Annotated in this window: 1 rRNA gene (only partly in view); it reads left to right on the top strand. The window is 51.7% G+C overall.

Going from position 1 to position 205, the window contains the following annotated elements:
• Window positions 1-205 (top strand): 23S ribosomal RNA (locus EOPP23_RS21295); its annotated part runs 226 nt beyond the window's last position; the annotation flags it as partial.

Here is a 205-nt window from a genome sequence, read left to right as displayed (position 1 = left end):
GCAGCCACCCTTTAAAGAAAGCGTAATAGCTCACTGGTCGAGTCGGCTCGCGCGGAAGATGTAACGGGGCTCAAACTATTCACCGAAGCTACGGGTTCGATAATTTATTATCGAGCGGTAGAGGAGCGTTCTGTAAGCCGTCGAAGGTCCACCGGGAGGTTGGCTGGAGGTATCAGAAGTGCGAATGCTGACATGAGTAACGATA

It is taken from the genome of Endozoicomonas sp. OPT23 (assembly GCF_009653635.1).
Classification (GTDB): domain Bacteria; phylum Pseudomonadota; class Gammaproteobacteria; order Pseudomonadales; family Endozoicomonadaceae; genus Endozoicomonas_A.
This window is presented reverse-complemented; position numbering and strand designations above follow the sequence as displayed.